Genomic DNA, 25,957 nt, shown 5'->3' on the forward strand with positions numbered 1-25,957 from the left:
AAATGAAAAAGATACTCCTCGGCAGCGCCCTCCTCTGCGGCGCGCTGCTGGCCAATGCGCAAAACACCATCAACGTGCTCAACATCCGCAACGCCAAAGAGCTGCGCAGCTTTTTCGCCTACACCGGCAAGGATGTTCCCTTCATCAGCGGCCACCGCGGCGGCGTGAACAAAGGTTTTCCTGAAAACAGCATCGAAGCGTTTGAAAACACCCTGCGCCACACGCCCGCTACGTTCGAGATAGACCCGCGCCTCACCAAAGACAGTGCCATCGTGCTCATGCACGACGCCACGCTGGAACGCACCACCACCGGCAAAGGCAAAGTAGGCGACTATACGCTTGCAGAACTGAAGCAGCTGTACCTGAAAGACGTGGAGGGTAATGTGACCAGCTTCCGCATCCCCACACTGGAAGAAGCCATCCGGTGGGCCAAAGGCAAAACCGTGCTGATACTGGATAAAAAGGACGTGCCGTTTGAAATGACGGCCGCTATCATTAAAAAACATAAAGCGGAAGGGCATGTAATGGTAACCGTTCACAGCGCCCAAGAGGCCAAATGGTACCACGACCGGAACCCGGAGATCGTGTTCGAGGCATTTGTGAAAACGCAGAAGGCCCTGGAAGAATACGAACAGGCCAACATCCCCTGGACGCACATCATGGCCTACGTTGGGCCGGACAACAAGCCGGAGCTGGCCCCGCTGTACGCCAACCTCAACAAACGGGGGGTAATGTGCATGATCTCCACCGCGCCCACCTACGATAAACTGCCCGGCGCCACGGAGAGAGCCGCTGCCTATCAGTCTATTATAGAAAAGGGCGCCAGCCTGATAGAGGCGGACAGGTCTATTGAGGCGGCGGAAGCCATTGCCGCGCTGGTACCGGCAAAGAGCCCTAAAAAGAGGTTTTTTGGCAAAAAGACACTAAAGTAGCCCTATACCTGTAATTGTATATCTGGTATCGTTTACGAGACAAAACTATCCTTTCACGGAAAATCATATACGGGAATATCCACCGGGTATATCTTTGTATTGGTTTTTCATAGGATATGGTTAAAAATTTTGAGGGCGGTATTCTTACCGCCCTGCATTTTTTCTCCCAACCGCCGCATTCCTCTTCCAAAGTATTGTTTTTCAATTTGAAATCTGCGTCTGCCCGACCCTGACCGGCCTCCTATTCCGCCCGCAGGCTTTTCACCGGGTTGGCCAATGCAGCGCGGAGTGCCTTATAACCCACGGAAATCCAGGCAATAAGCACAGACAACCCCACCGCCAGTACGAAAACGCCCCACCCGATCGTGATATGGAAATGGAAACTTTCCAGCCATGTATTCATCAGGTAATACCCCAGCGGCGCGGCGATCAGGAAAGCGACGCCGATCAGCAGGGTGAACTCTTTTGAAAAGAGCAGCACGATGTTTTGCACAGAAGCGCCCAGCACCTTGCGGATGCCCACTTCTTTCTGCTTTTGCACCGCCATGAAAGATACGAGACCGTATAAACCAAGACAGGATATAAAAATAGCCAGCACGGCGAACACCCTGAACAGCAGCGCGGTTTGCGCTTCAGCTTTGTAATAGTTGCCGATCCGCTGGTCCAGGAATTTTACATCATACAGGTAAGTGGGATACAGGCCCGTGAATTCCTTTTCAATGCGGGCCAGCGTTTTAGGCATATCCTGCGGGCGAAGGCGCAGCGCCATGAACGCGATCGTTTTGTTGTCTAATGTGATGACCAAAGGCGTGATCTCGTCGCGGAGGGATTGATTGTTGTAATCCTTTACCACGCCTACGATCTCCAGGTTCTTTTGCTGGTGGAAAGAAAGGCGTTTGCCCAGCACGGCCTCGTTGTTGGGCAGGCTCATTTTTTTCACGAATGTTTCGTTGACGAGCACTTCACGCACGGTATCACTGTAGAAAGGCTGACGGCCTGCCACAACGGGTATGCCGAAAGTATGGAGATATGCTGTATCGCCAAACTGGCGGGCGACCATAAAAGGTTCCATCTCCGTTTTGTTGTTGAAGAAAAATTCCGCTCCCCAGAACCATGAAGCAGACGGCGCTTCCATGCAAAATGTAGCAGCCTCCACGCCGGGTATGGCTTTCATCTTTTCGCGGAGCACCGGGTACCTGGCAGCCAGCGCACTGTCGCTCGGCAGCTCCACCATGAGCACGGATTCTTTGTCGAACCCGATGGGTTTTTCGCGGAAGAATTTCATCTGCTGGATGGCTACCAGCGTACCGATCACCAGCAGCTGCGCGATCACGAACTGCACCACCACCAAACCCCGCCGCAGCGAAATGCCGCCAATACTGCGGGCACTGATCCGATTCTTCAAAGCCGCCAGCGGATTGAATCCCGCCACTACCATAGCCGGGTAAAAACCAGCCAGCAGCGTTACTACAATGCCCAGCAGGAAGAGGAACAGGATCGTGCTTCCCCATGCGATGTCCACCGGTGTATCGATAAGCCTTTGCAAACCGGGTAATACTGCCGCGGCTATCAACAGGGCCAGCATGATGGAAAAGAACGTAACAAAAGCCGTTTCATGAAGGAATTGCCGCATCAGCTGCCAGCGGTTGCTGCCCAGCACTTTGCGCACGCCTATTTCTTTCGCGCGGTTAACAGACAAAGCGGTAGCCAGGTTGATGAAGTTGATGCAGGCCACCACGAGCAGGAACACGCCGATCATCGAAATGGTGAACAGCTCGCGGCGGGTGAATTTCGTACCGTAAAAAGGCCCTAATAGCTTACTGGTATGGATCTCTTTCAGCGGTTGTAATATCAATTCAGTAGTATTGGGCGTGTTTCTTGCGTCTTCGTTATAATATTTTTTTACGAATGCAGGAAGCTGCCGCTGTACGGCCTCTGCCGGCTGCCCTTCCCGCATCAGCACATAACAAACGGAGTTGCCGCTGATATTCCTCCATTCCTCGGAAGTGAACTTCGTGCTCCCGATAAAGGTGGAATAGGAAAATACGATCTTCATGCGGAGGTCCGTATTGTTTGGGGGGTCTTTATACACGCCGGTCACTTCAAAAGGTATGCGATAGGAGAACAGTTGAATTGTGCGTCCCATGGCCTCATTCGTCCCTCCGAAATATTTGCGGGCTATGCTTTCGCTGATCACCGTGGTATTGGGCCTCTCCAGCGCGCTGGCGTTGCCCGCCAGCCAGGTATAATCGAATATGCCGAAAAGGTTGGGTTCTGCCCATATCAGGCTGCTTTCTGATTCCAGGAAACGTTTCTCGTCATGCCCGTTCTTCCCGGGAATGTAGATCTGCCCCTGGCCGAGATACCATACCGCCGCCACTTTTTCGAACTGCGGGAAATCGTTGCGGAAAGTTTGCGGCAAAATCAGGGGCACGCCGCCGCTCATCGTCACCATTTCGCCGTTGCTGCGGCTGACCGCCCGGGAAGCCACGCGGTAGATGCGGTCTTTCTTTGAATGGAAGTCCTCATAACTCAGCTCATGCCTTATCACCACGAATATGAGCAGCGCTGCCGCAATGCCCACCGCCAGGCCGGCCACATTCAAAAGAGTGAAAGAGAGCTTCCTGTTTAAAGAGCGTAAAGCGATCTTGAGGTAGTTATAAAACATAATGGCGGGATTTATACAGTTACTTCCCCTTATCAAAAAGCAGGTCAAAAATACAATTGATTGATACTGAATGAAAAGAAAGGCTTTAAATGCGAAAATATGTCCGGTTACAATACAGGCCCTGTCCGATTCTGAACAATTCCCGCCGGTTTCCATTATATTGAAGTAAAGATCGCACTATGACATTGTCCGCCTTCATCCTCGCGCTTATCGGGCTCATCGCCCTGCTGCATTTTTATTTCCTGTATCTCGAAATGTTCGCCTGGACCACCCGCGCGCCGAAGATCTTCAAGACCATCCCCGAAAACCTTTTCAAGCCTACAAAAGTACTGGCGGCCAACCAGGGCCTGTACAACGGTTTCCTGGCCGCGGGCCTGGTATGGAGCCTGCTCATCAGCGACCCGGCCTGGCAGCAGCATGTGGCCGTGTTCTTCCTCGTCTGCGTAGCCATTGCCGGCATTTACGGCGCATTCACCGCCAGCAAAAAGATCTTCTTCGTGCAGGCGCTCCCGGCGCTGATCACCTTACTGCTGATCTGGCTGCTGTAAGTAGCGGCGGTGCTTCCGCCTGAAATACAGCATGCTCAGCACAGTGCCTGCCAGCCCGGTGAAACCGGTAATGATCACGAGCTGCATGTAGAAGTCCAGCCAGTTGGCCTTCACCCGGAAAACAGATTTGGCCAGCATTACGCCCACGCTGCCGAGATAGCCGAAAGAATCCGCGAGGTATATCAGGAAACCTACGTTGCCGGCAAAACGGAACGCGGCAATGAAGCGGTCGAAGAGGATGCTGTTGAATGGGATGTAGACCATGTAAAGCCCCAGGCCGGTGAGCAGCATCCAGGTGAACATGGCCGTGTGGCCGCTGCCGTGCAGGAAGGTTGCCGTAAGCGCCAGTGCAAAACCCGCCAGCATGATCCACTGCGTGAGCATGAAGGCCGTGAAATTGTGCTGCAGCCATATCATCGCGGCTATCACCACCAGTATCACCAGCGAAATGACCGTTTCCGTCTGCGCAAACACGCCCGGTTCGAACACTGTCCCGGAATCCCGCCACATATCGGCCATGAAGCTGTCGCGCACCTCGCGCAGGATCGTTACCAGGATATAGATAAGCACCAGCAATGAAAGCCCCGGCCAGAACCGCTTCAGCAAAGCGCTGCGTTCCGCGCCGGACATCGGTTGCCGGTCCATGCGCTGCAATTTGTCCGCTTCCGTTGGCGGCGGTATCTTTTCCAGCAGGAACACGAAAATGAGCAGGGCCGGCATAAACACGCAGCCCACTACAAAAGGCATTTGATATTCGCTCACGCCCCATGCGTTCATCACCCATTGCGCCGTGCTTTTAGCAAGGCCCGATGCGAATATGAAACTCACTGCCAGCGCGGCGCTGATCAGGTCCGTGGTCCTTCTTCCTTCCACGTACGAAAACACCACGCCCCACAACATGCCCAGCGGGAAGCCGTTCAGGAACAGGCACCAGAAATTATACGGCGGGGGAATGAATGCAAATAAAAGCCAGGCCAGCCACGAAACGCCTACTAACGCCAGTATCAGCCAATGCCTGTTCACGCGTTTCATGCCCGAAATAAACCGGATGCCGTAGAACTTACTCAGCATATACCCGAACACCTGCGTGGCCACCAGTACTGTTTTATAATCCAGCCCGAAAAGCGTATGCCCGCCGAAAGCCCCTACATTGAAGGCTTTGCGGAATGCAAAGATGGCGGTATAAGCAGAGAAGCTGGTGAAGGCGGCAAACAATGCCACGCCTATTTCACGACGGGTAAAACGCATACTCCCGGAAGATACGTTGTTATATCGGTAATTAAAACAGGGCCGCTGCATGTGCAAACGGCCCTGTGGTGCTTAGGTTATCAAATGGTTCGTTTAATGCCCGAGCTTCATCACTTTCAATACCTGGCGCCTGTTGCCCTGGATGATCTCCAGGTAATAAGTGCCGGCGTTGTAATTGCCGCCCAGCAGGATGGTTGTGTTAGGCGCAATGCTGCCGCGGGTTTCAACCAATGCACCGCTGCTGTTGTACACTCTCAGCGTGATCGGTTGCGGGTGTTTGCTGGTCATCACCACTGCAAACTGGTGGAAGGCCGGGTTGGGCAGCGCTGTCACGGCAAGGCCGTCGCCATGCGTCCAGGGCTTGTTGCCGGGCACCAGCACCTGCGCGGTGGCAGTGCTTGTATTGCCTGATGCATCCGTTGACGTAACCGTGATGGTGTAGAACCTGCCATTGCCAAGCGGGTTACGCGTTGCGCGCAGCTTCACGGTATGATCGTTCACGATCTCCCAATCCGGCGCGCCATAATCGGTCTCGTTGCTGGCGACGGTGACCCTATTGCTCACCGTGTTGCAGTCTGTTACGCTGTATTGCAGGTTCACCGTATGCAGCCTGTTGTCCGGAACGGGCAGGATGGCCGGGCTCACCGCTATTTCCGATATCTGCGGCGGTACGGTATCGCGCAGTTGGATACTGAAGGTACAAGTGTCTGACCTGCCGCCTGCATTGGTGGCGATGATCTGCACCGGGCTGCTGTGCCCCACCCTGCTGCCGGGCGCGGGATACTGCGCCAGGCTCACGCCTGCCGGATTGCTGATGATCGCCAGGGAACGATAGTCCGGCAGAACGGCCGAGCAGTCCGAATCCCCGTTCAGCTGCTGGTCTCCCGGGCAAAGTATTTCCGGCGGCAGGTTGGCGGAAAGATTCGAAACAACGCTTTCGTTATGATACCGGTCAAGCGCGGTAACAGTGTAGTAATATGTGGTATTGGGCAATGCAGTGGTGTCGGTGAAAGAAGTGGATGCAGTGTCTGTAACTGCGAGTATGTTCTCTGCCGCTTCCGTATTCACCACCGGGTTTTCGGAGCGGTAGATCACGAATTGCCGGGCGCGGTTCAGCTGGTCTGCAGCGTCGCCGGTATGCGACCAGCTCAGCTGTACATCGTCGCCCGCGGGGTTTGCGCTGACCCCTTCCGGCGCTATGGGCGCGATGCTGTCTCTCCAGGGCATGGCCGGCAGCAATGCAGGCCGCGCGTAAAAATGCAGGCGCAGGGAATCGCGGAAGTTCTTGCGGTTATTGCGCAGGCTGTTCGTATTATAAACGGATTGCCCGAAAATATTGGCATGGGCGCTGTCGCGGTTCATCCTCAGCTGCCGCGGTATCTGCGTGGAATCCTGCCAGGCGGCGCCCTGCGCCAGGTCGCCCACTTTATACCCGGCAAGCCCGATGTAGATATGACGGCCGTTCGCCTGGTTGTTCCACCAGGGAACAATGGCCCCGTAGTTCGCTCCCGGCTGCCCGATCCACCAGTATACCTGCGGCATGATGTAGTCCACCCAGCCTTCCTGGAGCCACCGGCGCGTGTCTGCAAACAGCGTGGTGTAATGTTCCAGTCCCGAGGTAGGTGTGCCGATAGCTGGATTGGTGCTGTTGCGGTAAATGCCGGAAGGGCTTACACCGAATTTCACCCAGGGCTTGATGGTTTTGATGCTGTCGTAGGCGCGCTGTATCAGCAGGTTCACGTTGTCCCTCCGCCAGTCTGCCTTTACGGTGAAGCCACGCGGGTAGAGCGCGAAGGTGGAATCGTCGTTATACGGCACAGTACCGGCCGGCGCGGCGGGAGGATAAAAATAATCGTCGAAATGAATGCCGTCCACATCATAACGTTGCACGATGTCCGTGATCACGCTCATGATATGATCGCGCACTTCGGGCAGGCCGGGGTCCAGCACCCGCAGGATGCCCTGGCTCAGCAGCCATTCGGGATGCGCCCGGGTCACGTGGTTCTCCGCGAAGTTCGGGATGTTCGCGCTGTTGCTCGCCGCACGGTAAGGGTTCAGCCAGGCGTGGAATTCCATACCCCGCTTATGGCATTCTTCGATAGCAAAAGCCATAGGGTCCCAGGGCTCGGCGGGCGCAAGGCCCTGGCGGCCCGTAAGGTCCGCGCTCCAGGGCTCGATGGCGCTGGGGTACATGGCGTCGCATTGACTGCGCATTTGCACATACAATACGTTCATGCCGGTGGCCTTGTGATGGTTTGCGATGGTGATAAAGGCTGCCCTCTGCTGGGCGGGCGTTTGCGTCCTGTTCGGCCAGTCTATGCCGGTGAAAGTGGCCACCCAGGCGCCGCGCAGCTCCCTTTTGGGGGACTTTTGCGCGGAGGTTGCCAGTGGCAGCAGGCCGCAAAGCAGCAGGATATGTAGCATTCGAGGCATTGGGGAATGATTTTGGTTGAATGATAAGCTTGTTACCCATATAAGAGCAACTGGCGGATCATTACCGTTATTCCTCTTCCCTTTTTCTTCAAAAAAGAGGCCGCCTTCCCGCGAAGACGGCCCCTGCCATTTCAAATACCCGGACGCGCACTATCTATGGGGAAGCTGTGCGATCCTGCTATGCTGCGCTGCGGTCAGCGCATTTCCTTTCGCCGCCTCCCAGATGGCTTCCTGGGCCACGGCTTTACTATGTTCGTCTGCAAGCGCTTTTTCACCAAGGGCCAGCATCACGGCCGCCAGTGCGGCGTCCTGCGCTACGGGCCCGATACGGTAGCGGTCGCCCGAAACCGTCACTTTACGGTCTGCGTTCAGGCAAAACAGCGCCAGGTTATATGCCACAGTAGTGTTCGCAGGGATCGTGAGGATTTCGCTGCGCACCAGCAGGCCGTTTTGCGTGGCCTTATTCTCCGAGATGAAAATGAGGCCTGCAGGCAGCGCTACCGTTACGGGCGCTGCCGTATGATTGCGCAGGCGCAGGCAAAGGCGTACCAGCTCTCCCGCGCCGATGGCGCAATGCGCCTGGTCTGCCCGGCATTCGCAGCTGCGGTAATCGTATCCTTTTATTTCATTGCGCCATACGCTGACGCCTTTGGGCAGCCTGTAATCCGCGCCAACGGGTATATTCGCTGAAGCGCCGGGGAGTGTTTTTGCATATTGAAGGGCAGTGATCCCGTCCGGGGCCGGGCTGGCCTTTTCGATCCGTTTGCTGCAGGCGGTGAGCAGCAGCGTTATAAATATCAGCCCGGTAAACAATGGGGTCAACTTATTCATGTCAGATTCATTTTGTCGCCGCAAAGATCGGCTACGCCCAGCTGCCGGCAGGTACGCAAAACGGATAAAAACATACGGGAAACGGAGTTTTAAAATATTTATCTTTCAGAATGTTTTGAAACTTCAAAACTTTACAATAGATTTGTATCATCAAACAGCAACCTATGAACACGCTGGCTTATCTCATCTATTTCATCATCACCGGTTTCATTACCATATGGGTGGGCAGGCGGTTCTACAGCAACGGCAGGCTCTTTATCCTTGATCTTATGCGGCAGGACGTTGCGGTCACAGACGCGATCAACCGCATCCTGCTCATCGGGTATTACCTGCTCAACCTGGGATATGCCGCGCTTATGATCAGCACCTGGGAAACCATCACAACCTATACTGCGCTGCTGGAGAGCATTACACGGATGACGGCCCGCATCATCCTCACGCTTTCATTGATCCATTATTGCAATATGGCGGCGATCTATGTTTTCAGTAAAAGGAAAAATACATTCACTCATTTATAAAATGCAGTATCATGCAAACAACTTTCAACTTCCTCGCCTATCTCATTTATCTCCCCGTTGTTATTGTGCTTACCTGGTATGTGGCGCACATCCTGTTCAGGAACAGCAAGGTGTTCATGCTCGATATTTTCGGCGGCAAAACCGATATAGCCGCGGCTACCAACCGTCTTTTCGAAACAGGGTTTTACCTGCTCAACCTGGGCTGCGCCTTTTATATCATGAAGATCGGAACAGACATCAGCCAGACGCGCACCATGTTGGAACTGCTGAGCACCAAGATCGGCGGGTATTGCATCTACCTCGGCATCATGCTTTTCCTCAACCTCTACCTCTTTTTCCGCGGCAGGAGAGTGGCCCGGCAGAAAATGAGGCTTGCTGAAGCGGCCGCCCAGCTGAAGGCCCAGCCTTAATGCAGGTCCTGGTCTATCCTGGTAAAGAAAGCCGGTTGCCACGACAGCGCCGGCTTTGCCATTCCTCCCCTGCCCCGCCGGCAATGCATGCCGCCCTCAAACCTTCTCCGGTCCAGGTTTTCCGCCAGAACAGCCACTCACGTAAAAGCACATACGAATGCCCGGCGCCGGCTGAAAATCCAGAAACCTGCCCGCCAGTGCCAGATTATCGTTATCTTTACATATTACCTATATTAACAAAAGTATATATACATTGTATTTTCACGAATTTGATTTTGACGACGATTTACTGGATGGCATAGATGCGATGGGCTATACAACCGCTACACCAGTACAGGAGCAAGTAATCCCCATAATATTATCCGGCAGGGACCTCATCGCCTCTGCGCAAACGGGAACCGGCAAAACCGCCGCCTTTCTGCTCCCCACTATTCAGAACCTCCTTACACATACGCACGACGCGCACCAGATCAATTCCATGATCATCGTTCCCACCAGGGAGCTGGCCGTACAGATCGCACAGGCGCTGGAAGGAATGTCTTACTTCACCAATATCAGCTCCATTGCTGTTTATGGCGGTGGCGACGGCGCTTCTTTCGCTACCGAGAAAAAAGCGCTCTCCTCCGGGGCAGACATTGTGATCTGCACCCCCGGCCGCATGATCGCCCACCTGAACATGGGCTACGTGAAGCTGGAAGGCCTCAAATACCTCGTGCTCGACGAGGCGGACCGTATGCTGGACATGGGTTTTCACGACGACATTGAAAAGATCATCTCTTTCCTCCCGAAAGACCGGCAGACGCTGCTCTTTTCCGCTACCATGCCTGAAAAGATGCGCAGGCTGGCGCTGAAGATCCTCAACAACCCGGAACAGGTGAACATTGCCATTTCCAAGCCGCCGGAAAGGATCAAACAGGAAGCGTTTGTAGTGCACGAAGAGCAGAAAGTGCCGCTGGCAAAGCATATCCTCGGCAGCCGGCAGAAGGAAAGCGTGATCGTTTTCTGTTCCCGCAAGCAGAATGTGAAGCAGCTCACCCATGTGCTGAAACGCGCAAAGTTCTCCGTAGACGAGATACACTCTGACCTGGAGCAGGCCGCGCGCGAGCAGACGCTGCTGAACTTCAAGAATAAAAAACTGAATATCCTCGTGGCGACAGACATCCTGAGCCGCGGCATCGATATCGAGGACATAGACCTGGTGATCAATTACGATGTGCCCAACGACGGGGAGGACTACATCCACCGCATTGGCCGTACGGCAAGGGCCGCTACCGACGGTACCGCGTATACCTTTATCAGTCCCAAGGAACAGGGCCGTTTCGCCCGCATTGAGCAATTGCTGGGCCACCCCGTTAGCAAAGCGGCCGTACCGCAGGAACTCGGCCCTGTGCCCGAATACCAGCCGAAATTCCGCGGCTCCGGCGGCGGTCATGGAGGCGGGGGCGGGAAAGGCAAACCCAAGAACGGGAAACGCCGCAACTACAGACCCAATCCAAACAGACAAAATAAAAGGCCATAAGATTTCTTATGGCCTTTTTTAGTGCTCTCATAAACAGGTTTACTCGTATTTCAATTTTATGATACGGTTGGCCGTACGGTAATCAAACACAGTAAAGCTGCCGCCCAGCAACAGCGCCTTTGTTCCTCCCTGCATCGGGGTAATGCAATTCACACCACCCAGGTCCGCATCGATATTCAGCGTAATGCCGCCGTTGCTGTTATAGGTCTTATGCAGGCTGCCGTCTGCATTTACGGTAACAAAGTTATTCCTCGGCACCCCTGCAAACTTGCGGAAGTTGCCGGACAGGATGATGGCGCCATTGGCGTCGGGCACGAGGCCTACGCGGAAGAGCGAGCCATCGGGCCCATCGCCTATGCTGAAGGTCATATCCAGGTCGCCGTTGGGCATCAGCCTCGCCGCGCGCATCGCCTTTACCCCGTTATAACGGTTGAAACCTCCCGCTATCAGCAGCTTGCCATCAGGCTGCAGCACCACATCCTGTATCGCAATATCCGCGCCGGCGCCGGGGTTGAAGGAATTATCCAGCGAGCCGTCCGTATTGAGGCGTGCAATGCGCGTTACGGTCTGGTTGTTGTATTTGGTAAAGTTGCCCACGATCACCAGTTTGCCATCGGGCTGCAGGATGGAACGGGCAATGTACCCGTTCACGGTCTCGCGGCCGCGGTGGTTCACAAGGTCGTAATGATAGGAAGAATCAAGGCTTCCATCGGGATGAAGGCGGGCAATGTAATTCACCGCCGTGGAATCGAGGTGCAGGGAATCTGCGCCGGTTACGACAGATACCAGGTTGTAATCAGGCTTTACGTAATAACGAAAGCTCCCCGTGATGATGATCTTCCCGTCTGCCTGCAGGTGCATATTCGTGATATTACCGCGAACGCCGCCCATCAGCGAAGAGCGGGTTGCCACAAACTGCGAGGGAAGGCTTACCAGCGAACTGTCCATCGTTCCGTTAAAATTCAGGCGGGCGATGGAATAAACATGCTCTATCCTGGAATAACGGTTGAAAGACCCCGCCACCAGGTACTTCTGCTCTGAAGGCAGGTACAGCATGGCATTCACGCTGCCGGTTGGCCCGGTGAAATGCCCGTAGGTGAACGATCTGTCGAGGGTGCCATCGGCGTTCACGCGGGCTACCCTGTTGGTGCCCCCGGCAATATTGGCCTGGTCGAAGTTGGTGAAAGCGCCGCCTACCAGGTATTTGTTGTCGCCCACGGGAATGATGGCATTCACGGTGCGGTCGGCGCCGCGTACGCTGGGGTAGACAGTATCCATCTGCATGGGGCCTAATACCCGGAAAAATGGGCCGAAGTAGAATTCCTGTCCCAGTTTGGCGTTCACCGGCCCGGAGCTGGCCATTTCAGGCACCTGCAGGCGTACGCTGCTGTCCGTCACTTCCAGTATCCTGGCGGCAATGCCGTTGAACTGCATCTCCAGCTTGTCTTTCAGCGCGCGGAACCCGGTTCCTTTTATCACTATTTCATCGTTCACGGCGCCTTTACCGGGGTCAATGGCGTTTTCAGCAAACACGATGGAAGGCAGCACAGGATCGCCATAGGGGCTTTTGCCGCTGCTGTTCACGGTTTCCTTTTTACAGGCCGCCAGCAGCGCCATGCCTGCCAGGGCGCATGCAAAGTATTGATATATCGCTCTTTTCATGTGCATTATTCTTTGGTATTTAAATAATCCAGCGCCACGCGCAAAAACTCGCCTCCCCTGAAACCGAGCAGGTGATTGTTCTTCAGGGCATGTATCACCCCGTTCTTCGGCTGAATATCAGAGGATGCGATCATCACGTAGGGATTGTTCCTGAAATTGGACGGGTCGAACGTGATATCTGTGAGCTGCAGCAGCCGCGGGCCAACGGCTTCCACGCCGTTGTAATTCGTATATACGAGCCCGATATTAAGGATATACCCGTCCAGCATCACGTAGTTGATACCGGGAAAGGCGCTGATGTTGTCGGGGTTCACACGGGGAAAGGAGCCTGCCACGCGTTTTCCTTCCATGATATACATGCCCAGGAATTTCCGCCATACCTCCTGCCCTATATCGTCTATATGCACGGAATCCTGGTCCAGCGACCAGCGGACGGCATTGATCGCCAGCATCGCCTGTTTAACGGCATCGTCCGTTGGCGCGAAAAAAGTGATGGTATCGTTGCTGAACATATCCTTCAGGCCCGCAAGGTCCACGATATGTTTGATGGTATCGAAGTAAAGCTTCTTTTCTTCGAGGTAATTGTAGATGGTACCGTTATATACAGGGTCGGCAAGGCCGCCGTCCACATAATAATCGTCTTTGGAGCAGGCTTGCAGCATGGCCAGGCCACAGATCAATACCAGCAAGCGCTTTATTATCTTTTTCATACGCGTTTGTTTTATGCGCACTATTGTGCCCAGTAAGGATTTTGTGTGATCAATGGATTGCTGCGGATGGCGGTGTTGGGAATGGGCCAGGTCCATGCCCCGCGTTCAAACTGGTCGTCGGAAAGGAAGTTCTCGCATTGCGTGAAATCCTTTACGCGGCCGGTACGCACCAGGTCGTACCAGCGGTGGCCTTCGCCCCACAGTTCTTTTACGCGTTCCCTGAATATGGCGTCCTGCAAGGGTTTGCCGCCTGCGCCGGTATAATCCTCCGCTTCCGCTCTCCTGCGCACTTCGTTCAGCAGCTCGATGGCCGTTGCATCTTCGGTGCCGAGGTAAGACAGTGCTTCTGCGCGCAGCAGCAACAGGTCTGCATACCGGAAGATGATAATGTTCGCGTCAAACGAACGTACGGCGGGGTCGGGTATGCTGGAAAACTTCAGGAACATCTGCGATTGCGGGTTCACGGTGGAATACGGATCGTCGAACCACAAGGTGAAACGCGCGTCCGGCTCGCCGGGGGTGTACATGTAATCCAGGTATTCTTTCTTAATGGTGATCTCGCTTCCCAGGCCGCCGTATAAAGAGCCGCTGGAAGCCAGTATCGGCTGGTGAAGCACCCATTGTGAAATGAAGTTGTTCATGATGTTGCCATAGTTCGCATCCATCGATATCTCCCAGATGCCTTCTTCGGAACGGCCTTTGAATATCTCTTTAAAGGCTTCGGGGCCATAAGGCATCAGGCGGTAGATATTCAGGTCCATTGCTTCTTTGCATGCATCCGCGGCTTTGCGGTACAACGCCTGTGCGTTGGCTGCGTCGAAACCCGCCTGCCACATGTACATATGCGCCATCAATGTAAGCGCCGCGCCCCTGGTGGCTCTTACAGCACGGTACGTGGGGTCGTTGTAAGTAACAGGCAGGTCCGCGGCGGCAATCCTGAGATCGCTGATGCAGGTGTCGAATATGCGGAGCATGTCCATCCTGGGTTTCAGTTCTATATCGTACGGATCCCACTGCAGTGGCACATCGCCGTACTGCAGCACGAGCATGTAATAGTTGAAGCAGCGGACGAAGCGCGCTTCTCCCATCAGCCGCGCTTTCTCCGCGGGACTGATCTGGTTAGACTTCATTTCATCGATGCGGGCAATGCAAAGATTGGCGGTAGCAATAGATTCCCACCATTCGTTCCATCTCTCGCGCGGCCTGTTGGCGCCGTCCTGATCCGTCAGCCCCCCTCCGCGGAGGTCATTCGCGGCCAGCGCGGCAAAATTGGTTTTCTTGAACATGTTGAAGTTGCCGGGCCTGAGATCGCCGAAGGCGTACTGGATGCAGCTGGCATACCTGTTCCGCAAAATGCTGTAGGCTGCTGTTACACCCATTTGTGCGTCTTCCGGCGTTTTCCAGTAGTCCGCTCCTGTAAACCGGTCGTTGGGATTCACGTCCAGGAACTTGTTGCAGGCGCTAAGCCCTGCCCCAATTATGAATGTTGTTAAAAGTATGATCGGCCATTTTTTCATGGTGTGCATTTTTCTGGTTAAAACTCTGCTGATATGCCTGCGGTGAAGCTGCGCGCCGGCGGGTACCCGTTGATATTGTCCCTGCCCAGCTGGCTCACCGCTTCGGGGTTGGGGCCTGAATAGCTGGAGAACACGGCTACGTTGAAGAGCGTGGCATATGCTCTCAGTGTGCGCATTTTGAGCCTTTTCATAAACCCGAAATCCCTGAAGTTATAGCCCATGGTGATCTGGTTGATCTTGAAGTAAGAACCGTCTTCCTGGAACAGGGTCTGGTCTACGCGGAAAGGCTGTATCCTGCCGTTGCGCCAGATGTAGTACACGTTCGGGTATTTCGCCACATCGCCGGGGTACTGCCAGTAATCGAGCCGGCTGAGGTCGTAGATGTTCACGGAACCGCCGCCCGCGCCGGAGTAAGTGATGTTGTAAGGCTCTGTGAGCTTCATGAGGCGCGATGCCATAGCCGTGTTGATGATCGTACGGTTGATCACGTAGGAGCAGAAGACATTCAGTGAAAAGTTCTTATAGCTCCAGGTGTTGGAAAAACCGCCGGTAACGCCGGGCTCGGGGTTGCCTGCGATCACGTTGTCGTCTTTGTCGTCCAGGAAATAATCCCCATTCACATCCCGCCACATCGGGTCTCCCGCCTGGAAGTAGGATGTGCCGTTGCCGCGCCCGGTTTTGTAGCGCACGCCGCGGATGGGATCCACGGGCACATCGCTGTCGTTCTGGTAGATGCCCTGTGTTTCGTAGAGGTAGTTGCTGATCGGGTTGCGGCCTACTTTGCGGGCAAGGTCCATGTAGAAGGGTGCGCCGTCGTCGAACCGGGAGAACTGCAGCCCGCCGGGCAGCTCGGTAAGCACGCCGCGCGCAATGGCCCCGTTCAGGTTGAGGCTCCACTGGAAGCCCTGCGGCTTGGTGGAGGCAATGGGCCTGATGCTGATTGCCAGTTCATGACCATAGTTCACGATACCGCCGCCGTTCACCTGTATCTTTTTGTACCCTGTTACGTCGGTCAGCTGTTGGTCCTGCAGGATGTTGTACGATTTCTTGAAATAGGTATCATAGTTAAAGCTCAGCCTCCCTTTGAAAAAGCTCAGGTCTATGCCTCCATTGTATTGGTACGCTTTTTCTGATTCAAGGAAAGGGTTCGGCATGACGCCGAAGTCCGGCGCGATGGCGTTCATGTTGTTATAGTCGGCGTACACCTGGTAGAGGCCCAGTGAATTGACCTGCGTGGATGCCGGGCGGCTGTTCACGCCGTAAGACGCCCTGATGGAGCCGTAATCGATGAAGTTCAGGTTTTCGAAAATGGGTTCTTTGGTGAAGTTGTACCGCACGCCCACGGAGGGATTGATGGCATACCTGCTGGCCGTGCCGGAGCTGGAGTTGCCGTCTGCCCGGTAAGAAAGGTCGATGTTGTACTTGGTATGAAAGTTATAGGAAACAAAGCCCGCCCATGAAACGGCGTGATAGATCTGGCTGGCGGAAGTACCGTTGGTATTGCGCCCGTTCAGATCGTTCCAGTGGTTGCCGGGATAGAACCTCGGGGAATAGCCGCGCGGGCCCCAGTAGAAGTCGCTGGGGCCGTTCCGCATCTCACGGATGTGGTCTTCCCTCTCCTTGATATTGGTTTCGGCGAAAAGGCTTACCAGGATGTTGTGTCCTTTTTCCACGTTGGCTTCGTTGGTGCTGAAGTTGTAAGCAAAGCCGTTGCGGGTGTTCAGCTCGCCGCGGCGGCTTACATAGCCGTACACCATCGTTTGGTTATTGTTGGAAAAGGCGCGGTTGAAGCGGTCCCTGGTATCGGTGTAATAATCGTAGGAAGTGGCGGAGGTAAGGCGCAGGCCGCGGAGTATCTCGTAGTCTATGCTGAGGTAGCTGCGGATATTCACGGTATTGTTATCGTCCACGTTTTCGAGGTATGCCCTCAGCTCGGGGAATTCAAGGAAGTGGGAAGGCCCGGGCAGCAGTGAGCTGGAGAAGGCGTTGCCCGCGCCGTTGCCGGTAAGCCCGCCCCCGTTGCCGCGCTGCTTCTGCCCCATTGCGCCAAACAATTGGCCGCTGATGCGAAGGCGGGTATTGGGCTGGATGTTGAGCTGCAGGTTCATGCTGTATTTGTTGAAGCCTGTGTTCTTGATCACGCCCTGGTTCATCTGGTAGGCCAGGTTGGCCTTGTAGTTCATCTTTACATTCCCCCCGCTGATCTGCAGGTTATTGTTGGTATTGGTGGTGCGCTGGTAAAAGAGCCCCTGCCAGTCTGTGCTGTTATTGTAGAAGCCGTTGAGACTGTCTGTCAGGAATTGCGCCCTGTCGAGGAACTCTTTTGCCAGGAAATCGTATTCGCTGTAATTCAGGATGGTGAATACCCTGAAATCCCTTTCGTTGCTGCCGCCCAATACCGGCCGCAATGGCGGCGGGAAGTTGATGAACACGCTGTTGTTGGTGCTGATGATAGGCACTTCGGAGTTTCCGCGTTTGGTCGTGATCACGATCACGCCGTTGGCCCCGCGGGAACCGTAGAGGGAAGCTGCCTGCGCATCTTTGAACACTTCGATGGATTCGATGTCTTCAGGCGGCAGCAGTGCCAGCGGGCCGGTGGCGGCGCCGGGTTGCAGCATGGATTGGTCTATGCCGCCGTCGTAGTCTACCGGCACATTGTCTATCACCAGCAATGGGTTGGAGTTGGAAAGGAAAGCCTCGTCACCGCTGCCGGAAACGTTCAGCTGCGAAATGCCGCGGATGGATACGGTACCGCCAAAACCGGGCGCGCCGGTATTGTTCTGGATGTTCATCCCCGCCACCTTACCCTGGAGCAGCTGCTCCAGGTTGGATACCGGCACGTTCTGCAGGTCTTTGCCGGATATGACCGTAACGGAACCTGTCACGGTTTCTTTTTTGCGCGTCTGGTAGCCCACGATCACGGATTCTTTCAGGAATTTTTCGGAAGGCGCCATTTGTACATTCAGCTCTGCTTTGGCTTTCACGGTCTTGTCTTCGTAGCCAATGAAGCGGAACAGCAGCGTCTTGTCTGCTTCGATGGTGATCTGGTAGTTACCGTTGGGGTCGGTGACCGCGATCCCTTTTTTGGCGGTAACGTCTACAATGCTCACCCCGGGGATGCCGGCGTGCGACTGTGCGTCTGTTACCCTGCCCTTTACTGTGATCTTCTGCTGCGCGGAAGCTATGCCGAAAACCAGCATCAGCGCCGTACAAAACATCGATATGCGGAAATATCTTTTATTCATGTGCAATGAATTTTTTGTGTGAATGGTTGCAGGTCAATCGTCGCTGAATTTCGGCGTGACCCTGAACTTTACGATCGCGGTCCACTCGCCTGGTTCGTTGATGGAAAAATCCAGCCCCAGCCCGCCGCTGATGCGGCGGCCGAACGAAATGCGGGTGAAGTTGAAGGCAATGGAAGCAACGTCCAGCCCGCCACTTACCTGCGACAATACAGGGAAGGGATTGGTGATGTCGAAGGTGACCTTGGTGCTGTCTGCATTCATCTGGCGGTTAAACCCGAAGCGCACGCGGGATCCGGCCATTTTGCTGAAATAGAACAGGCTGTCCCATTGCTGGAAGTTGAACTTCGTGAGCGGAATAATGGCGGAATCCTTGTTGTAGAATTTGAAGGAAATAGAATTCTTTGCCGTGCCTTCTTTCACGAAATATACGTCCACGCTGTCTTTGGGAATCGGGCGCAGCAGTTCGTCCATAAAGTTAACCACGCCGGTGGGCTTTACGATGCCGCCAGCGGTGAGGCCTTTTTGCAGGCCGGTCGCATCGTCGTAGATGTAAGGCTCATAGGGCCTGGGGCGGCGCACATCCAGCAGCAGGCCGGAGAACACGCGTTCTCCCGCTTTGTTTTTTACCCTTACATCGAAGTAATATTTGCCGTAGCGTACTTTGTTTGAATCCACGTTCCAGAAAATGATCTCACCGGAATTCGGTCTGATGTCGAGGATCGGGCGCTTAATGGTGTACATTTTATTCTCTATTTCCTGGATGGAGGCTTCGTTGCCGGCGTACCAGGTTTTCCACTGCCGTGTGTCCACGGAATCCAGCAGGAAGTTTGCGGGCGATTTATCGCCATAACGCGGGTTCTCAATTGAGAAATCCAGCGGCTGGGTGGAAAAATCCGCGTTGAATACGTTGATGAACACGTTTGTTTTACCGAGGTTGGGCAGGAAAGACTCCACGGTATAGTTCATGTCTTTGCTGAAGTGGTCCTGCTCTTCAGGAAGCAGTTCCTTATAGCAGCCTGAAACCGCCGCCACCAGGCCCAGCATGGCCCATGCCAGCAGGCGCCGCGCAGGTTGTTTTATATTGGGAGATGTTGATCGCATATAAGTTGATTATAAAGCCACGAATATGAATTTTGAAAGATTGAACCCTGTCTTTTCCGCGACGAACTTAAAGTCGTGCTGACCTTCGGTGAGATGGATAACCGGGCTCGATACATTGGTGAACGTCTGGTAGGAACCGGTGTTGAGCGTTGCCATTTCACCGGAAACGTTCACGCCGTCTATCTCCAGGTGCATGCGGCCTGTGGCGTTGGTAGAAGCCACGCGCGCCTGTATGCGGTAATTGCCGGCTTTGGTGACGTTGATGGAATAGACCGCCCATTCACCTACCGCCACATGCGAAATGTGGTAGGAACCCGGCGCTTCGTTGGTGGCTTCTGTATCGGTTCCTTCAAACACGCGGTGCAGGTGCCTTGCGCTGCCTTTATTGTAGGCGTCCGCATCGTTACACATGTTATCGCCGTAATCGAATTCAGTGGCCATCACGGTGCCCGGCACGTTAACGGGCTGGCCGTTGTAAGGCACGCGGAAGCGCGGCAGGAAGCCGAAACGGCCGCCGTTGAAACCGCCTGATTCTTCGTAATAAGTGAATACGTATGTGCCTTCTGTCAATAATACATCATTGGCTTTCACAACAGTCCAGGACTGGTAGTTCCCTGTTTTGGGCGACTTCAGCGGGCCGGTGATGTCCACCCCGTCTTTTTCAATATGGAAAACGCCGTCTGAATTCGGGGAAGCTACTTTGGCAAATACGGCATACATGCCGGTATGCTCCACTTTCACCGTGTACTTGAGCCATTCGTTCGGGTTGGTGGCGCCGATATTATACAGCCCGCCATCCGAGCACACGTCGATGTCTACCCCTTCTGCCTTCCGGAAGTCCGGGGCGCCTTTGTTGACCGCGGGGTCCACATCGTAATAAGCCACGCCCTGGCCGCCGATGTCGAAATACCCGATCTCTATATGGCCGGGAATGGAAATGGGCTTGCCGAGGAAGGGCGTCATGCGGGGCGGGTACACTTTGTCTACGAAAGAAGAGAAACCGAAGATGTGCTTGGGTTCCAGCATATGCACCATGCCTGTGCTGGTTTTGAGATTGGCGGCTTCTGTGGTGGTCATTACCCAGTTCTTGATGATGCGGGAATTGTTCTTGTCGCTGTATTGTATCACCATCGACCCGCCGGCTTCTATGCCGGATGCGGTGGTGGTAATGGCTTTCCCGTTCATCTCGTATCCATAGGGCGTTACGAGGTTCACGCCGTCTGCGAAGCGGAGGGAATCGAGATTGTATTCGCCATTGATCATATAACGGGTAAGCAGGGTGTCCCAAATGCCGGTGCTTACGCTGTCTATGGTCCAGTTGCCGGGGTCGCCGCGTTTTTCGCGGGTGAAGTTAAGGTTGTACATGGCGGCGTTGATGGAAAAGTCCTGCGGAACAAAGAAGGTTGTTTTCCCTGTTTTCAGTTTTTCCGCCAATCCCGTTTTATCGAGGATGTACAGCAATGAATCGTACAGCCCGCCGTGGTTGGCGCTTTTGATGAAGTCATAGGTGTTGCTCTTCACTTCACGTACCGGCTGCATGTTGCGGTATTCACTCTTTTCGGCGCAGCCTGCCGCGGAAAGCGTTACGCAGGCGGCCAGCAGTATTTTGGAGAACGAAGTCGTTTTCATACGCGGTGATTATTTCCAGAATTCATTTTGTTGAAGAAGAGGATTCAGGGAGAGCGCGGTCTTAGACAGCGGCCAGTAGGCTGCGCCTTTCTCCACGTCGCTTTCTGTGAGGTTGGTATACTTCGGTATCTTGCCGAAGCTCACCAGGTCGTACCAGCGCCAGCCTTCCCCGATCAGCTCCCGGCGGCGTTCTTCCAGCACTGCATCCAGCAGTTCTTCTCCGCTGGTGCCGGCCGGCAGCTTAACGAGCGTGCGCCTGTTGCGCCAGTCGTTGAGCTTGGTGAGCGCGGCGCCTTCATCACCGGTGCGGGCCAGGCATTCTATCTGGAGCAGTATCAGTTCTTCGTAGCGGAACAGCACCACGCAGGAGTTAAAGAAACGCAGCGTGGGGTTGCGCAGCGAAGCGTCCAGCATTTTGATCTTGTAGAACATAGGCTGCATGCTGCCCAGGTCTGTGAAAAACAGCCTGCCGCGTTCGTCCGTTACATCGGGATAGATGTTGAGGATGCTGTCTTTGGTAACGAATATCTCCGCTTCCTGCTTGGGCACGTCGGGCGCGCGCAGCGTCCAGTATTCGATGTGGCCGGTGGTGGATATTTCCGCATGGTCCAGGTTCATGTCTATCTGGAAGATGTTTTCGTTGACGCGGCCGCGGAAGGTGCTGGTGCCTACGAGGTTGGCCAGCGTTACGTACCCGTATGGAGCGAGTGCCTGGTTGTCCAGTATCTTCTGGATCAGCGGCAACGCCGCGGCATAATCTTTCATCCATGTTTTGATATGCGCCTGCAGGCACAATGCGGAGCCTTTGGTGGCCAGTATGCTTTTCCAGTGGCTGAGCCCCTGGCCGCGGTAGTTGCCGGGCGCTTCCGGCCATTTGCCGTCGTAGGCCCAGGGCAGTTTCTGGAAGGCCTGTTCTGCTTCGCTATAAGCAAACTCCAGCACTTTCTCCTGCGACTCCCTGGCAACGGGTTTAAACTCGCCGTTGGTATATTCGGTGACCAGCGGAACGTCGCCCCAGATGCGCACGATGTAGTAGTAGATGAATGCGCGCACAAAGCGTACCTGCGCAAGGTCCAGCTCCATTTCGGATTTTGAATAGCGGTTGTCCATCGCGGGAATGAGCGGCAGCTTCTGTATGGCGAGGTTGCACTGCGCAATGGCGGCGTAAAAGCGCCGGTAATCGCGCCAGCTGTCCATTGCAGCGTAGTTGGCCGTAAGCTCGTTCTGGCGCAGCGCCTTCAGGTCGCCCCGTTTGGTCACGGTAAAATCGCCTGCGCGCATTTCGCCATAGGCCCAATGGGCATTTTCATTCAGCATGGCGGCGCGTAACAGTCCGTAGCAGGCGAAGCTGCCGGCCCAGGCATCGTTTTTCGTCTTCCACATGTTCTCCTCGCTGACGGCGCGGGTGGAATCGATATCCAGCATTTTTTTGCAGGAGAGCGAGGCGGTTGCCATCACACAAAGCAGCGCGCCTATCGATATATATCGCATAAGATCGTTTTTAAGCATTAGAACTGAAGGTTGAATCCGAGTGTGAAGCTCTTTGGCTGCGGCCAGTTGTAGCCGCCCTGGTCATACCCGAAATAGTCGAAAGCCTCGGGGTCGCCGCCGCTGTAACGCGTCCAGGTGAGCAGGTTGTTTCCGGTAACGTATACCCTCAGCTGGCGGATATCGTTCTTCGCGATCCATTTGGGGCTGAAGTTATAGGTCAGCGTAAGCGAGCGCAGGCGCACAAAAGAGGCTTCTTCCAGGAAAAGCGTCTGGTTGGGCTGGTATGCCTGCACGGGGCTCCAGGGATTATATTTCGGGATGCGGTCCAGGTCTCCTTCGGGTTCGCTCCAGTAAAACACTTCCTTGATACCCGCAACGGCGTCCGCACCTTCGCGGTTCACAAAATCGAAACGCTGCGCCAGCGCTTCGTTGATGAGCTTGCGGCCGAAGGCGTAGGCAAACAGCATGTTCAGCTCCAGCTGCCTGTAGCGCAATGTGTTGGCCCAGCCGCCCTGCACGGCAGGATTATGCGTGCCGCTGATCACGCGGTCTTTATCGTCTATCGTATTGTCGCCGTTAACGTCGCGCCAGTTGGGATCTCCCACCTTCATGGGCAGGCCCTGGTAGCTTCTTCCCTGCGGTATTTCTGATGCGGAATTGTAAATGCCGTCGTTGATCAGCAGCCAGTATTTATCCACCGGCTTGCCCACCATGAAGCGGCGGTTGCCCAGCACCACGTCCTGCGCGCCGTCAGGCAGCGCGAGCAGCTTGGTTTTATTGGCGGATGCGTTCAACGCGGTAGACCAGGCGAAGTTCTTGTTGCGGATCACGGCCACATCCACGGTCAGCTCCCCGCCGTAGTTGCGGATGTCCATCCCGTTCTTCACCACGCCGGAATAACCCAGCTCTTCCACTACGGGCACTTTCATCAGCAGGTCCCTGTCTGTTTTGCTGTACACGTCCACCGAAAAAGTAACACGGTCTTTCAGCACGCCAACATCCAGGCCCGCATTGAGCTGATCGGTATACGCCCAGCCAAGGCCCGGCGAGATATACCCGGTTTCGTAGGCTGCGTTCAGGATGGGAAAAGCGTTGTAGGTGGCCATATTGGGCGTTCCTTCCCAGCCTGCTTCCACGTTGTAGATGGGGCCGCCTTTGTAATAATCCAGCTGGTAGGCCTTGCCTATGCGGCCCGCGCTGAGGCGCAGGCGCATGTTGCTGATCAGCCTGGAATCTTTCAGGAATTTTTCTTCTTTCATCTGCCAGGCAGCGGAAAGCGTGGGGAACATCCGCCAGCGTTTGTCCGGGTTCACGTTGGAACTGCCGTCGTAGCGGAGGTACAGCCTCAGGGAATATTTGCTGGCCAGGTCGTACTGGATATTCCCGTAAAACGAAGCCAGGTTTGCTTTTATCCGGTCTTTAAAGTTGGCGGTAAAACGCAGGTTGTGCGAGCCGCCTTCGGGTGACAGGTCTATGCCCGGCTGGTATATTTGTATGTAATCACTTTTGCCGCGGTATGCTTTGCCGTAGATATAGCGCCATTGATCCCATTGGCCGTATTGCCCGGCTGTAATGGTGAACTTGTGCATCTTACCCAGCGTGCGGATGTATTCCAGCGAATTATCGAGCACCATGCGGCTTTGAATACCGTCGAAGTTGGACACGAAGCTGTTGCCGTCGTTCACCGTGCGGGGTATAAAAAGATCGCGGAAGTTCTGCCCGTAATCGATAGAGAAGCGGGAGCTGAATGTAAGGCCTGTAGCAAGGTTATAGCTGAGATTGTTCAGCACGCGGATGCTCGTGTTGCGGTTGCGGTCGCGGCCTTTTTCGAGGTAGCCGTAGTATTCTTCGAGCAAAGCTTTGTTGGGGGAAGGCGGCCTTTCAAGATTGAGAATGTAATCTTCGTCGCCCATACGGTCGCGCAGGGAGTTGTTGCGCTTGCGGTTGACCATGCCTGCATTGATGAAGGTGCTCCATTCCAGGCGTTTTACCGGCGTGATGTTGATCCCGAAGTTTACGCTGTACCTGCGCATGGAAGTTTTGTCCGCATTCTGCTGCGATGCTTCGCCGACGCTGAAGCGGAAGCTGGCGAGCCTGTTGCCGCCGCTCACTGCCGCCTGCAGGCCGGTGGTCCAGCCATAGCGGTAATACGCTTCGTCCCAGTCTGCGTTCCCGTAATACTGCGCGTTGGTGGAATCGGCCAGGTAAGCGGGGAAGCTGCGGTATTGTTCGGCGGTGGCGTATTTATCGTAAAACGGCAGGCGGAAATCGCGCTCCCAGCGGCCGTTGATCACGTCTGCCACCGGTTTCATCATGATACCGGCATACCCGTTCACTTCCACCCTCAGCTCTCCCGTGCGCGGGCCGCGGGTACTGATATTCACCACGCCGTTGCTGGCAAACGGGCCGTAGCGGGCGCTGGCAGCAAAGTCTTTCAGCACTTCCACCTTGTACATATCGTTCATATCCAGGAACACCAGCGGGTCTATTTCAGAGCCCAGCCGGTTGAAGTCGAAACGCTGGATGTCGTACGCGAAAGCATGGTCGTTTATCAGCGGAACGCCATCTACCACGTACAACGGCTGCGCGCCGAACAGGTCCCCATTCTTCAGCAGCAGGCCTGAGGCGCCGCGGATGAACAGCGCGCTGCGCTTGCCGGGCTCGGCGCTGGGGATCCTCACATCCGCGCCGGTGACCCTGCCCAGCAGCATCTGGTGCAGGCTGTTGTAAGGCAGTTTTTTCACTTCGTCAAGATTGAGCGTAGAGGCGGCGCCGTTAGTACGGAGCATCATTTCGTTGTACCGCAGGTAGCCGATGGTATCCCTTGCGGAAACAGGCAGCTGCTTCAGCCTGTTGGTGGCTTCGCTGCCGGTTTCGGCGGCGGGAGGCTTCTTGTAGAGCTTTTGTTGCGCGGCGGCGCCTGTTCCCAGCCCTAGCAGGCCAAGCAGCAGGACCAGCCTTTTACGCTGGCGTGAGTAGATATACGTCATAATCATGGATTGTATTGGTCATGGCATTCCCTTTCCCGCAATTGCGATGAACTGCGGGCAAAATACTTTTCGGCCTGCCGGAGGGACGGGCAGGCATAACGCTCCCTGTTCCGCTGATGCGCAAGCATTGCGGTTATGCAATGTCGTTGCCCTGCAGGGGGCAGCAATCGATTGCTAACAAGAAGCCGGTAAATGAGAACCTGCTGTTAGTTCCGAGGTTTACAAAAAAATTCCGGTTATAGGGTCATACAAATCACGCATAGGTCAGGCCTTAAAATATGCTTCTCAACGGGAACCGGAATATGATCTGTTCTGTGGAATGGTTCGCTCTGCAAAATCGTTTTAGTAAATACTTTTCATGTACCGTGGTTTAGTTTCTTTTTAAATAAAAAATGAGAATTTTTAGTTCGTGACGTTAGGCTTCAGGGATTTTTCAACCCCGGTGTATAGAGGTATGTTGAAGGGAAAGATACATCGCTAAACCATAAGCGTCAAGTGTACCCCC

General features: G+C 54.7%; 17 protein-coding genes. 5 read left to right on the top strand and 12 right to left on the bottom strand.

Going from position 1 to position 25,957, the window contains the following annotated elements:
- The first annotated feature begins 2 nt into the window (after nucleotides 1–2).
- Entirely contained in the window at nucleotides 3–932 is a 930-nt protein-coding gene (locus R3I13_RS23975) for a glycerophosphodiester phosphodiesterase family protein (RefSeq protein WP_346320522.1), read from the top strand.
- Between the two features lie 241 nt (nucleotides 933–1,173).
- On the opposite strand, the gene R3I13_RS23980 is transcribed toward R3I13_RS23975, so the two are convergent.
- A complete protein-coding gene (locus R3I13_RS23980) occupies nucleotides 1,174–3,600 on the bottom strand; it encodes an ABC transporter permease (protein WP_346320523.1) in 2,427 nt (808 codons plus the stop codon).
- Between the two features lie 179 nt (nucleotides 3,601–3,779).
- Between R3I13_RS23980 and R3I13_RS23985 the strand changes: the two genes are divergently transcribed.
- Entirely contained in the window at nucleotides 3,780–4,148 is a 369-nt protein-coding gene (locus R3I13_RS23985) for a DUF1304 domain-containing protein (protein ID WP_346320524.1), read from the top strand.
- Here the strand turns inward: R3I13_RS23985 and R3I13_RS23990 are convergent.
- From R3I13_RS23990 to R3I13_RS24000, 3 genes are all read right to left on the bottom strand, one after another.
- Nucleotides 4,125–5,396, bottom strand: a complete 1,272-nt coding sequence (locus tag R3I13_RS23990; protein ID WP_346320525.1) for a DUF5690 family protein — start codon at nucleotides 5,394–5,396, stop codon at nucleotides 4,125–4,127. The genes R3I13_RS23985 and R3I13_RS23990 overlap by 24 nt on opposite strands.
- Before the next feature lie 93 nt (nucleotides 5,397–5,489).
- Nucleotides 5,490–7,829 carry a family 10 glycosylhydrolase gene (locus R3I13_RS23995; protein ID WP_346320526.1) on the bottom strand — a complete coding sequence of 780 codons (2,340 nt, stop codon included), beginning with the start codon at nucleotides 7,827–7,829 and terminating at the stop codon, nucleotides 5,490–5,492.
- A 150-nt stretch (nucleotides 7,830–7,979) separates the two neighbouring features.
- Nucleotides 7,980–8,660 (bottom strand): hypothetical protein, encoded by a 681-nt coding sequence (locus R3I13_RS24000; RefSeq protein ID WP_346320527.1) that lies wholly within the window; start codon nucleotides 8,658–8,660, stop codon nucleotides 7,980–7,982.
- A 164-nt stretch (nucleotides 8,661–8,824) separates the two neighbouring features.
- On the opposite strand from R3I13_RS24000, the gene R3I13_RS24005 reads away from it, so the two are divergent.
- From R3I13_RS24005 to R3I13_RS24015, 3 genes are all read left to right on the top strand, one after another.
- The gene (locus R3I13_RS24005; RefSeq protein ID WP_346320528.1) at nucleotides 8,825–9,178 is read left to right on the top strand and encodes a hypothetical protein; all 354 of its coding nucleotides are present in this window, start codon (nucleotides 8,825–8,827) and stop codon (nucleotides 9,176–9,178) included.
- A gap of 11 nt (nucleotides 9,179–9,189) precedes the next feature.
- Nucleotides 9,190–9,588 (top strand): hypothetical protein, encoded by a 399-nt coding sequence (locus R3I13_RS24010; protein WP_346320529.1) that lies wholly within the window; start codon nucleotides 9,190–9,192, stop codon nucleotides 9,586–9,588.
- A 253-nt stretch (nucleotides 9,589–9,841) separates the two neighbouring features.
- On the top strand, nucleotides 9,842–11,107 hold the full coding sequence (locus tag R3I13_RS24015; protein ID WP_346320530.1) for a DEAD/DEAH box helicase: 1,266 nt from the start codon (nucleotides 9,842–9,844) through the stop codon (nucleotides 11,105–11,107).
- A 39-nt stretch (nucleotides 11,108–11,146) separates the two neighbouring features.
- On the opposite strand, the gene R3I13_RS24020 is transcribed toward R3I13_RS24015, so the two are convergent.
- From R3I13_RS24020 to R3I13_RS24055, 8 genes are read right to left on the bottom strand one after another with little or no spacing between them, the layout of a single operon-like run.
- On the bottom strand, nucleotides 11,147–12,769 hold the full coding sequence (locus R3I13_RS24020) for an IPT/TIG domain-containing protein (protein ID WP_346320531.1): 1,623 nt from the start codon (nucleotides 12,767–12,769) through the stop codon (nucleotides 11,147–11,149).
- 5 nt (nucleotides 12,770–12,774) lie between these two features.
- On the bottom strand, nucleotides 12,775–13,479 hold the full coding sequence (locus tag R3I13_RS24025) for a hypothetical protein (protein WP_346320532.1): 705 nt from the start codon (nucleotides 13,477–13,479) through the stop codon (nucleotides 12,775–12,777).
- 20 nt (nucleotides 13,480–13,499) lie between these two features.
- Nucleotides 13,500–14,996 carry a RagB/SusD family nutrient uptake outer membrane protein gene (locus R3I13_RS24030; RefSeq protein ID WP_346320533.1) on the bottom strand — a complete coding sequence of 499 codons (1,497 nt, stop codon included), beginning with the start codon at nucleotides 14,994–14,996 and terminating at the stop codon, nucleotides 13,500–13,502.
- 17 nt (nucleotides 14,997–15,013) lie between these two features.
- Nucleotides 15,014–18,241, bottom strand: coding sequence for a SusC/RagA family TonB-linked outer membrane protein (locus tag R3I13_RS24035; RefSeq protein WP_346320534.1), 3,228 nt, complete (start codon nucleotides 18,239–18,241; stop codon nucleotides 15,014–15,016).
- Nucleotides 18,242–18,274: 33 nt separating this feature from the next.
- Entirely contained in the window at nucleotides 18,275–19,342 is a 1,068-nt protein-coding gene (locus R3I13_RS24040; protein ID WP_346320535.1) for a DUF5007 domain-containing protein, read from the bottom strand.
- A gap of 9 nt (nucleotides 19,343–19,351) precedes the next feature.
- Complete coding sequence (locus R3I13_RS24045; protein WP_346320536.1) at nucleotides 19,352–20,971, bottom strand: carbohydrate-binding protein; 1,620 nt, start codon at nucleotides 20,969–20,971, stop codon at nucleotides 19,352–19,354.
- A gap of 9 nt (nucleotides 20,972–20,980) precedes the next feature.
- Nucleotides 20,981–22,462 carry a RagB/SusD family nutrient uptake outer membrane protein gene (locus tag R3I13_RS24050; protein ID WP_346320537.1) on the bottom strand — a complete coding sequence of 494 codons (1,482 nt, stop codon included), beginning with the start codon at nucleotides 22,460–22,462 and terminating at the stop codon, nucleotides 20,981–20,983.
- A 17-nt stretch (nucleotides 22,463–22,479) separates the two neighbouring features.
- Nucleotides 22,480–25,452 carry a SusC/RagA family TonB-linked outer membrane protein gene (locus tag R3I13_RS24055; RefSeq protein ID WP_346320538.1) on the bottom strand — a complete coding sequence of 991 codons (2,973 nt, stop codon included), beginning with the start codon at nucleotides 25,450–25,452 and terminating at the stop codon, nucleotides 22,480–22,482.
- Nucleotides 25,453–25,957 lie beyond the last annotated feature (505 nt).

Source organism: Chitinophaga sp. YIM B06452 (assembly GCF_039655965.1).
Classification (GTDB): Bacteria; Bacteroidota; Bacteroidia; order Chitinophagales; family Chitinophagaceae; genus Chitinophaga.

What these genes read in the sequence shown, in the direction of transcription:
- R3I13_RS24030 (WP_346320533.1), bottom strand. Translation starts at nt 14,996, where the DNA reads ATGAAAAAATGGCCGATCATACTTTTAACAACATTCATAATTGGGGCA.
- R3I13_RS24055 (WP_346320538.1), bottom strand. Translation starts at nt 25,452, where the DNA reads ATGACGTATATCTACTCACGCCAGCGTAAAAGGCTGGTCCTGCTGCTT.
- R3I13_RS23995 (WP_346320526.1), bottom strand. Translation starts at nt 7,829, where the DNA reads ATGCCTCGAATGCTACATATCCTGCTGCTTTGCGGCCTGCTGCCACTG.
- R3I13_RS23990 (WP_346320525.1), bottom strand. Translation starts at nt 5,396, where the DNA reads ATGCGTTTTACCCGTCGTGAAATAGGCGTGGCATTGTTTGCCGCCTTC.
- R3I13_RS23980 (WP_346320523.1), bottom strand. Translation starts at nt 3,600, where the DNA reads ATGTTTTATAACTACCTCAAGATCGCTTTACGCTCTTTAAACAGGAAG.
- R3I13_RS24045 (WP_346320536.1), bottom strand. Translation starts at nt 20,971, where the DNA reads ATGAAAACGACTTCGTTCTCCAAAATACTGCTGGCCGCCTGCGTAACG.
- R3I13_RS24035 (WP_346320534.1), bottom strand. Translation starts at nt 18,241, where the DNA reads ATGAATAAAAGATATTTCCGCATATCGATGTTTTGTACGGCGCTGATG.
- R3I13_RS24000 (WP_346320527.1), bottom strand. Translation starts at nt 8,660, where the DNA reads ATGAATAAGTTGACCCCATTGTTTACCGGGCTGATATTTATAACGCTG.
- R3I13_RS24005 (WP_346320528.1), top strand. Translation starts at nt 8,825, where the DNA reads ATGAACACGCTGGCTTATCTCATCTATTTCATCATCACCGGTTTCATT.
- R3I13_RS24020 (WP_346320531.1), bottom strand. Translation starts at nt 12,769, where the DNA reads ATGAAAAGAGCGATATATCAATACTTTGCATGCGCCCTGGCAGGCATG.
- R3I13_RS24010 (WP_346320529.1), top strand. Translation starts at nt 9,190, where the DNA reads ATGCAAACAACTTTCAACTTCCTCGCCTATCTCATTTATCTCCCCGTT.
- R3I13_RS23975 (WP_346320522.1), top strand. Translation starts at nt 3, where the DNA reads ATGAAAAAGATACTCCTCGGCAGCGCCCTCCTCTGCGGCGCGCTGCTG.
- R3I13_RS24050 (WP_346320537.1), bottom strand. Translation starts at nt 22,462, where the DNA reads ATGCGATATATATCGATAGGCGCGCTGCTTTGTGTGATGGCAACCGCC.
- R3I13_RS23985 (WP_346320524.1), top strand. Translation starts at nt 3,780, where the DNA reads ATGACATTGTCCGCCTTCATCCTCGCGCTTATCGGGCTCATCGCCCTG.
- R3I13_RS24040 (WP_346320535.1), bottom strand. Translation starts at nt 19,342, where the DNA reads ATGCGATCAACATCTCCCAATATAAAACAACCTGCGCGGCGCCTGCTG.
- R3I13_RS24025 (WP_346320532.1), bottom strand. Translation starts at nt 13,479, where the DNA reads ATGAAAAAGATAATAAAGCGCTTGCTGGTATTGATCTGTGGCCTGGCC.